The 9,461-nt window shown below is 67.3% G+C and carries 6 protein-coding genes; 1 reads left to right on the forward strand and 5 read right to left on the reverse strand.

The genetic code is table 11. The features are described 5' to 3' along the window. Positions 1 to 19 precede the first annotated feature (19 nt). A complete protein-coding gene (locus VD972_RS09720; protein WP_324984317.1) occupies positions 20 to 1,573 on the forward strand; it encodes a serine/threonine-protein kinase in 1,554 nt (517 codons plus the stop codon). A 4-nt stretch (positions 1,574 to 1,577) separates the two neighbouring features. Here the strand turns inward: VD972_RS09720 and VD972_RS09725 are convergent, their stop codons facing one another. The 5 genes from VD972_RS09725 to VD972_RS09745 form a co-directional block, all read right to left on the reverse strand. Then, the gene (locus VD972_RS09725) at positions 1,578 to 4,031 is read right to left on the reverse strand and encodes an ABC transporter permease (protein WP_324984320.1); all 2,454 of its coding nucleotides are present in this window, start codon (positions 4,029 to 4,031) and stop codon (positions 1,578 to 1,580) included. Between the two features lie 36 nt (positions 4,032 to 4,067). Continuing rightward, positions 4,068 to 5,606 (reverse strand): urate hydroxylase PuuD, encoded by a 1,539-nt coding sequence (locus VD972_RS09730; RefSeq protein ID WP_324984325.1) that lies wholly within the window; start codon positions 5,604 to 5,606, stop codon positions 4,068 to 4,070. 66 nt (positions 5,607 to 5,672) lie between these two features. After that, positions 5,673 to 6,710 (reverse strand): trypsin-like serine protease, encoded by a 1,038-nt coding sequence (locus VD972_RS09735; RefSeq protein ID WP_324984327.1) that lies wholly within the window; start codon positions 6,708 to 6,710, stop codon positions 5,673 to 5,675. 34 nt (positions 6,711 to 6,744) lie between these two features. Further along, positions 6,745 to 7,758, reverse strand: a complete 1,014-nt coding sequence (locus tag VD972_RS09740; protein ID WP_324984330.1) for a trypsin-like serine peptidase — start codon at positions 7,756 to 7,758, stop codon at positions 6,745 to 6,747. 59 nt (positions 7,759 to 7,817) lie between these two features. Continuing rightward, positions 7,818 to 9,179, reverse strand: coding sequence for a DUF6986 family protein (locus tag VD972_RS09745; RefSeq protein WP_324984333.1), 1,362 nt, complete (start codon positions 9,177 to 9,179; stop codon positions 7,818 to 7,820). Positions 9,180 to 9,461 lie beyond the last annotated feature (282 nt).

The following is a 9,461-nucleotide window of genomic DNA, read 5'->3' on the forward strand; positions in this document are numbered from 1 at the left end:
CGTTGTTGGCAGGTATCGCGTGACCCGCCTCATTGCGCAGGGCGGCATGGCCGAGGTGTACCTTGCGGAGCAGACGCTCACGGGCGACATCTCTCGCCCGGCGGCGCTGAAGGTGATCCGGCCGGAGTACGCGGAGTCCTCGGACTTCCGGGAGATGTTCCTGGACGAGGCGCGCACGGCCTGCACGTTGAGCCACCCCAACATCGTCCACATCTACGAGGTGGGGGAGGCGGATGGCCTGCTCTACATGGCGATGGAGCTGGTGCCGGGCGCACCGCTCTCCACGGTAGCGAGGACGCTGCACTCGCGCGGCGAGCGGCTCACGGATGAGGCCCTGCTGGCAGTGGGCATCTTCACCTGCGCGGCGCTGGAGGCGGTGCATGCCCACCAGGGGCTCGTGCACCGGGACGTGTCGCCGCAGAACATCCTGCTGGCACCCAACGGGACGCTGAAGCTCATCGACTTCGGAATCGCGCAGGCGGCCACCAACCGCAACCTCACCCAGACGGGCACGACGAAGGGCAAGGCGGGCTACTTCTCGCCAGAGCAGGCGATGGGGCGCAAGCTGGACGGGCGCAGCGACTTGTTCTCGCTGGGCATCATGCTGTACCAGCTCGCGGCGGGTACCACCCCGCTGGACGTGAGCAGCAACGTCACCGAGCGCCACGCCGCGCTGGTGAAGGGGAAGTGGGAGCCGCTCGAGCGGGTGTGCCCTGGGCTGCCCCGGGGCTTCTACACCGTGGTGGGCCACGCGCTGCAGGTGCGGCCCGAGGACCGGTATCCCGACGCGGCCGCCATGCGCGAGGGGCTGGAGGTGGTGGCGCTGACGGAGGGACTGTCCGTGGGCCCCTCCTCGCTGGCGGGCTATGTGCAGGAGCAGTCCGGAGCCTTCTCCGTCCTCCCCACGGGAGTAAAGCGGCTGCGCGGCTCGGTCATCAACGTGCCCAACGTGCCTTCACGGACGCGGGAGCCGGCGTTGCTGGCGCGGCAGCCGGTGAGGGCGGCGCTCGGGGTGGTGACGGCGCTGGCGCTCGCGGGAGGCGGGCTGGTGGTGTGGCGGGGAGGGCGCGACCCGAATCCACCACCGCCCTCCGTCACGGCGGCAGTGGAGCCGTCGAGCCCACCGAGCAACGCAGAGGCCTCTCCGACGCCTGCGGTTCCGGCGGTAGCCGCGGCGACTCCCGCTCCACCCGCTCAGCGTGCAGAGGACGTGGTGGCTCCGTCCAAGCCGGGCCGTGAGCGGACGCGCCGGGCGACCCGGCGTCAGCCCTCTGCCGCGGCCGCCGCGCCCGCACCTGCGGCGAAGGTACCCTCGGCCGAACCCGAGGAGGTGCTCACAGGAGAGGGCGTCCTGCGCATCAAGGCGACAACGGGCAGTGCCGTGGAGGTGAAGCTGCCGGGCCGCGGGCGGGAGGCTCTGCCAGTCGGGATTCAACGCATGGCCGCGGGGAACCACACGGCGGAGTTCTTCATCAAAGGGGGCACCACCGTCAGCTGTGCCCTGAAGGTCCGCCCCGGTCGGCGCACCGTCGTCACCTTCGACGGGAAGGGCTGCCAGGTGGACGACATCTGAGCGCCTACTCCGTCCGCAGCGCCTCCATGGGGTTCATCCGGGAAGCTCGCCAGGCGGGTGGCAACATGGCCACGAGCGCTACAAGCACCAGGACCGAAGGTGCGGCGATGAACGCGATCGGATCCAGCGTGCTGACGGAGTACAGCAGGTGCGCGAGCAGCCGCGTGAGCCCGATGGCACCCATCACACCCAACGCCACGCCCACCGCCACCGGAGCCATGCCCTGGCGCAGCACGAGCCACACCACCTTGCCGGGGGTTTCTCCCAGCGCCAGCCGGACGCTGAGCTCCCGGGTCCGCTGGCTCACCAGGTAGGACAGAACGCCGTAGATCCCCACCGTGGCCAGCACCAGCGCCAGGCTCGCCAGGAGTCCCATCAGCAGCGTCTGGAAGCGCTGCAGGCCGAGCGAGCCCGAGACGAGCCCCCCCATGCTCGAGTAGTCCGTCACCAGCAACAGAGGATCCACCCCCCGGATCTCACGTTGCACCGCGGCGGCGAGCGGCAGGGAGCTTCCCGAGCTTCGGATGAGGAGGCTCTGCGGCCGCAGGCGGATCATCCGGAGCTGAAGCGAGGGTGGCATCTGCCACAGAGGCACGTAGAGGATGGGCGGTGGCTCGTCCCTGAGGGTCTCTTCCCGCACATCACTCACCACGCCGATGATCTCCAGGGGCTCCATGTCAGCGATCGGTTGGATCGATGCCCCGAGCCTGATGCGCTGCCCCAGGGGATCCTTCCCGGGCCAGTAGCGGCGCGCGGCGGACTCATTGATGACCACCACGGGCAGGCTCCCGTGATGATCCTGGTCGTCCAGCAGCCGTCCGCGCACCAGCCTGATCTTCAGTGCCTGGAAGTAGCCGCGCGTCACCGGCCGGTAGAGCGCCAGTGCCTCCTCGCGAGTGCCGCTCTCGTCTGAGGAATGATCCAGAAGAGTGAAGTTGAGCCTGAGGCCGGGCTCGAGGGGGAGCGTCAGGGCGAAGCCTGCGGCCTCGACGCCGGACAGCGCCTGCACCCGCTCCTGCGCACGCCCGATGAAGGCCTCGAGCGCCTGGGGAGTGCCGTAGGAGCTCTCGGGAAGGGCGAGCTTCAGCGTCACGACGTTTCGCGGATCAAACCCTGGCTCCACTCCGCTCAGCAAGGCGAAGCTCTTCACCAGCAGGGCCGCGCCAATGAGGAGGACGATGGCGAGCGCCACCTCGCTCACCACCAGCAGCCGCCGGGTGCGGCTCCCCTCGGGTCCCAGAGTGGCGCGCCACGCGCCCACCTGGAGCGAGTCGCGAGGGACCACCCGGGAGGCCTGCCACGCGGGCAGCACGCCAAAGAGCAGCCCGGTCAGCACCGAGAGGCCCAGGGTGAACGCGAGGACGGTCCCATCGAGAGGGATTGTCTCCGGCAGCGACACGTTCCTGGGCGCCAGCGCCAGCAGCACGGGGACGGCCCCGGTGGCCAGGAGCAGCCCCAAGAGCCCCCCCGTCCCCGCAAGGAGGAGGCTCTCGGTGAGGAGTTGCCGGGCGATGCGGCCTGGGCCGGCTCCCAGCGCGGCACGGACGGCCAGCTCTCGCCCCCGGCTGGCGGCCCGCGCGAGCTGGAGGTTGGCCAGGTTGACGCAGGCGATCAGGAGCACCAGTCCCACGGCCCCCAGCAGCACGAGCAACGCTGGCCGGGTGTTCCGGGTCCGCAGGGACTGGAGCTCACCGGCGCCCAGCTCGAAGTTGGGGGGCATCGAGTTCGGCCGGAGGGCGCGGAGCTGCTCGCTCTGCGCCTTGAGCAGGGGCTCCACCTGTGCTGGCTCCAGGTCAGCCTTCAGCCGGCCCAGCACCGACAGGAAGTGCGCGTTCTCCGTGCTGGACATGTCCAGCTGGAGCGGGGTCCAGAGCTGCGAGCCCTCGGGAAACTGAAGGGTAGGCGGCGCTACTCCTACGATGGTGTAGGCCTGCCGGTTGAGGGTGATGGAGCGGCCCAGGACATTGGGGCTCCCTTCAAAGCGGCGCTGCCACAGGCCGTGGCTCAGCACCACGGTGAGGGGGCCTCCTTCTGCGTCCTCCTCGGGCAGGAAGCCGCGGCCGAGCACAGGGGGGACACCGAGCACTTCGAAGAACGAGTGGGACACCCGCGTTCCCGGCAGGGAGTCCAGGACGTCCTCCTCGCTGAAGGTGAACCCGCTGGTGGACGAGCGGTAGGCCGCCAGACGCGAGAAGGGTTGGTCCTGCCCGGAGAAGAACGCGTATTGGGGGACGGAGAGGGTCGTGACGGGCAGGCCCAGGTCCCGACGCACCAGCTGGAAGAGCCGCTCGGGCTGTGGGAAGGGCAGCGGCTGCAGCAGCACTGCATTCACCACGCTGAAGAGGGCGGTGTTGAGCCCGATGGCCAGCGCCAGAGTGAGCAGGGCGACCGCGGTGAACCCTGGGTTCTTGCGGAGGAACCGTGCGGCGAATCGGAGGTCCTCCCGCAGCTCAGCCACGGTGCGGCGCTCCGGTGCTCCACCTCGTCAGCAGCTTCAGGGGCTGCCCTCGGTGCCGAAGGAGCGCAGCAGCTTCACCAGCTCGCTCAGGACCTCCGGCTTCTGCTCGAGGTCCGGGTTGGCGGGCATGATCTCCGACTTCCCCACCGCCATGCCGCCCCCGAGGATCGTCTGGGTGATGCTCTCGTCCGTCACGGTCTTCTGCCACTCGGGATCGCTGTAGTTGCGCGGCTTCGGGTTGAGCGCCGCGGCCGACGGGCCGTTGCCGCGTCCCTCGGGGCCGTGGCAGGGAACGCAGCGCTGGGTGAAGACCGCGCGCGCCTCCTCCGCGGGGCTGGCGTACACCTTGGTGCGGGCGGCCACCGTGGGGACGTCGGCAGGGCCCGGGGCCTTTGTGTCCGCGCCCTGGGCGATCCACGCGCCGAGCAGCTTGCGCTCCGGCTCGTTCATGGACGTCATGTTCCCGAGCGGCATCGTCTCGGTCTGCACCGTGCGAACGAAGACGCGCTGGGCGTGGGCCTGCAGGCGCTCGGGGGTGTCGAGCATCACTCCGAGCGGAGGCGCGGTGAAGGAGGGGTTGGTGGGCTTCTCGGCATGGCACGTCACACAGCGCGTCTGGACGATGGCCTGCGCCGTGGCGAAGGAGACCTTGGGGCCGGCGGCGAGCGCAGGGTCGATCTCGGCGGCCTGCGGAGCTGTCATCACCGCCACGCCCAGGAGCGCCACCGCCGTGCCGGTGAACACCACCGGGTGCGTGCGCGCGCGGAAGTTCATGATGTACTTCATGCCCGTGCCCGCGATGAACAGCAGGGCGAGCACGGCCCACGGCTCCGAGTGCCCGTAGAGCACCGGGAAGTGGTTGGACACCATGGTGAACAGCACGGGCAGCGTCAGGTAGTGGTTGTGCGTGGAACGCTGCTTGGCGCGGGCGCCGTACGAGGTGTCGACGGGGCGGCCCTCGCGCGTGGCGGCCAGCATGTGCTTCTGCGCCGGGATGATCCGGAAGAAGACATTGGAGGCCATGAGGGTGCCGAGCATGGCGCCCACCTGGAGGAAGGTGGCGCGGGGGCTGAACACCTGGAGGATGCCGTAGCTGGCGGCGGTGATGAGGACGAAGCCCACGGCTCCGAAGGCGCGGTTGTCGCGGATGAGGGGCGTGCGGCAGAGCAAGTCATAGACGACGACGCTCGCCACAATGAGCCCCAGGCTGATGCCCACCGCCTGGGGGTGGGACAGGGGCGAGCTCGTGTCGGTGAGCATCGCCCGGTCGCCCAGGTAGTAGACGATGATGAGGAGCAGGAAGCCGGAGATCCAGGTGGAGTAGGACTCCCACTTGAACCAGTGGAGCTGGGGCGGCAGGGACTGGAGGCTCTTGCGCTTGACGACCTCGTAGAAGCCGCCGCTGTGCGCCATCCACAGCTCGCCGACGACGTCTCCCTCCCGTGGCTGCTCCGGCTTGCGGAGCTGGCTGTCCAGCCACATGAAGAGGAACGAGTCGCCGATCCACATGATGGCGGCGATCACGTGGGCCCAGCGGACGACGAGGTTCAACCATTCCTGGACGACGGGGCTCATCAGCCGCGGACGATAGAGGAGCAGGGGCTCCGGGACAACCCGGCCCTACGGGGTTGGAGCGCCAACCTAATCCGTGGAGCCGCTCCTCGCGCTCGCGATCTTCTGGCGCAACCAGCCCAGGTAGGCGTGCGTGCTCGTATACACGGACAGAACGACTGGGGGGCCGTGGGTCGATCTCGCGATGCCGACCAGTTCCAGGGCTCCCTTTCGTTCACGGAAGCAAGGGCCGCCGCTGTCACCTGCTGCGGCATAGGAGCCCCTGATTCGCACGACCCCAGGCTTTTCGCCTGAGTAGGCTGGCGCTATCTCAAGGTGTGAGCCGATGTGAAAGGTTGATCCGTCATTCTTGATGGACACGACCGTGTTCTCGCCGTAGCGCCGCACCGGGGCGACCAGGGCGTTGCCGAGAACGTCGGATCCGTAGCCCACCAGGACAACCCTGTCTTTGAGGTGGACCGGTTCCTCCGACAGCTTGATGGGCCGAGCATGGCGCCGCAGGGATTCATCCAGGACGACGACTGCCAGGTCGGCGTTGCTGAACTCCGTGTTCGTCGTCCAACCCACACTCGTCTCGACGTCCTTGTAGATGATCCGAAGGTCTTCATGGGCCTGGACGGTTCCTCTATAGGGGCCGATGTTCGCGGCAGGCGGGATTGCGGTGCCAGGACCTGGCATGGCTTGAGTTGTCTCCTCCGCGGATTCGTAGCGGAGCAGCGTGACATCGGCAGTCTTGGCGCACACCGATGAGTCGGTGACAGTCGTGTCGCTCGCCTCCGGTGGAACGGGCTTCCGCACATCACAAACGCAATGGCCCGCCGTCAGGACCACGTGCTCCTGGACGAGCACACCCGTGCACGTCTTGACCTTGGTTCCCTGCTTCGGGACAAAGAAGGTCGTGGTGACCATGACGGTGGACAGGTAGCGATTCACGCTGTCGATCCGGCTCTCGGATACAACCGGACTTGCACTGCCGATCTGCACCTCTGCGGCGACATAATCCGTGCTGGCTTGCTCGGTGGACGCACCCACCGCGCACCCCCCGCAAAAGGTCATCGCCGCCAGGTAGGCGGATTTCAGGAACCCCTCTCTCCACAGCTGAAGCATGTGTCCACTCCGTCTCTGACTCCACGGGCTGTTGCTACTTCGGGCGTGTCGGGTGCCTCCCCTCCGCACGTTGGATTTCACTGCGCAGCCAGCTCCGGTAGCCGTACGTGCTCGTCATGGCTTCTCCCTCCCCAAGGTTCCGGTTAGAGATCCCGACAAGGACGGCTCCCTGGGGGCCTTCGCGGAGGCACGGTCCACCGCTATCGCCCCTGTAGTGGTGTCCCCCAGGTTGCTGAATGCGCATCCTTCCTCCACCAGAGGGAAGCACTTCGATGATCTTGTTCGTGCTGGAGCGCCTCTCCCCGTCATAGGCGCGGGCCGTTTCGTCATAGCCGGATCCAATGATGACGATGGACTCATTGAGCTGAACGTCGGTGTTCGCCAAGGGGACGCCCCGGAATCGTTCCTCCAAGGGTTCGTTCAGGACGATCATTGCAAGGTCCGCGTTGCTAGCCACCACATGGCCTTGTGCATCCAGGATGACCTGCAGCTCCGGATGAGGGTGTACTACCCCGCTATAGCTCGTCCTGATCCAGGCAACCTTTTCCTTCGTGTCCTTGAAGGGGTCGTAGACAGTCGTGGCCACGGTCGCGATCCTCGCGCATGTGGAGCTGTCAATGATGTTTCGGATACCCCCTGGTTCAGAGGCGGCCTGCTGCCGCTGACATACGCAATGACCAGCAGTGAGAACAAGACGCCGACCGATGATGGCCCCACTACAGAAGCCCCGCGTTTCCTGATTGAAGTCCGCCTCGACCAGAACGGCCGACAGGTAGCGGTTCGCCGTATCCACCTTGCCTGCCAATGGCAGCAGGTGAGTCACGATGGGTAGATCTATGACTGGGCCGAGCTCGAGCTCTGGCCCATCGAATGTGATGACCTCCATGCCGCCATCCCACTCCTCGCCCAAGGGTGAGCTCGTGTCTGGCTCACCCTTGTGCACGGAACTGCTCGGCTCCGGCACATTCGTGTCCACAGACACGCTCGTCACGGGGAGGGGCACCGATGAGCGCTCGTCGCACCGACTGCAGGCCATGAGGAGAGTCATGGCCGCCAGTGCGATCCATGTCAGTGGCGATGGGGTAGGGCGCACTTGGATTCCTCTGGCTAATGGGTCGCCCCTGCCTTGCGCCGGCTCTCGAGGATCTTCCGGAACGAGCGGCTGCGCAACTCCTCCAGCGTGAGCCCTGTCGTCTGAGCCTCCTCCTCCGTGATGGCTCCGCAGGCAATCCCGCGCAGGAAAGAGTTCAGCAGCCCCTGGCCCGTGGCCGCGTCGTCGAACACGTCCCCGAGCAGTGTCGCCTGGGCCGCCTTCTCCATGAAGCTCTTCAGCCGGCGCGAGGCCGCGTCCAGCCCCTCCAGGAAGAATGCATACACCGCTGCATAGCGCACCGGCAGCTGCGCCGGGTGCAGATCCCACCCCTGGTAGTACCCCAGCTCCAGCGAATGCCGCGTGTGCTCGTACGCCAGCCGCCACGCCCGGTGCACCCCCTCGCGGTTCTCCTGCTGCTGTGCCTCCGTCAGCTCCCGCGCCCCCTCGCGCTTGTGGGGCCCTACCGGAATGACATTCGTGGCCCCGTCCGAGAGCGGTATCCCCGACCCCGCCAGCGCCACCTGCATCACATGGCGAGCGAAGTCACACGCGGCATGCGTCATGCTCTGGTACGCCGCCGTGATGTTGAGCGAGGCCGTGTAGTCATACACGCCCAGGTGGGCCCCCACGCAGCGCCCCTCCGCCGCAGCGACGAGCACCGGCAGCGCCAGGCGCCCATGCCCATCGAACAGGGACTGCGGTGTCTCCACCATCAGCTCCAGCTTCAGCGCACCCTTCCGCAGGCCCCGATCCTGCTCCAACACCTCCAGCATGCGCACCAGCACCATCACCTGCTCGGGCGAGGTGACTTTGGGCAGCGTGACGACGAAGTTCTCCGGCAGCTTCCCACCCGTGCGCGCCAGCAGCGTGGTGACGAACAGTTCCAGCGTGCGTGAGGCCCGCTCGAAGAGCTCTTCGGAGAACGACTTGATGCGGATTCCGATGAACGGCGGCAGCAGGCCCTCCGCCAGCCCCTTCGCGACCTGCTCCGCGGCGGAGACCGCATGCCCGTCCTCCTCTGCATCCGGCCGGTGCCCGTACCCATCCTCGAAGTCGATGCGCAAGTCCTCCACGGCCTCGCGCTCGAGCTTGGCCACCACGCGCTCGTACACCCGCGTCGCGAGGCCCCCCTGCTGAGACAGGCCCAGGCAGGCGGCCAGCGCCATGGCATCCGGGGCGTGCTCGCGCAGCGTCGCCAACGCTACCTGCCCCATCTTCCGGGCCGTCTCCCCCTTGAAGAGCTGAGCCCCGCCGTACACGGTGTGCACCGGCTGGCGGCGTGGAGACTCGCCCGGGTAGGCCTGGGTGTACTCCTGGTTGGACTTCATCAGCGCCGCGCGCGCTGCCCAGACACGAGAGGAGAGCTTTGCCGTCATACCCTTCAGCTACCATGGTATGTGGAGTAGCCGAAGGGACTTTGAGGGTGTTGAGCAGAAGCAAGCAGGCAGGCAAGCATTCTGAGCCAACTGCTTATACTTGGTGGCTTTCATGAGAGTCGACTTGCGTCACGGTATGCGAGTTGGAGTGCGGCGTTCGGGGGAAGTTTCCAAACCTTGGGCAGCCTGCTGCAGAGTCCTTGGGGCTGACCCGGTTGCGTAACTGTTCAGGAATGTCGGGACTTTTCGCGCCCAAAACCCCCGACATTTCCGAACAGTTCC

This window comes from Hyalangium sp. (assembly GCF_035629615.1).
GTDB lineage: Bacteria > Myxococcota > Myxococcia > Myxococcales > Myxococcaceae > Hyalangium.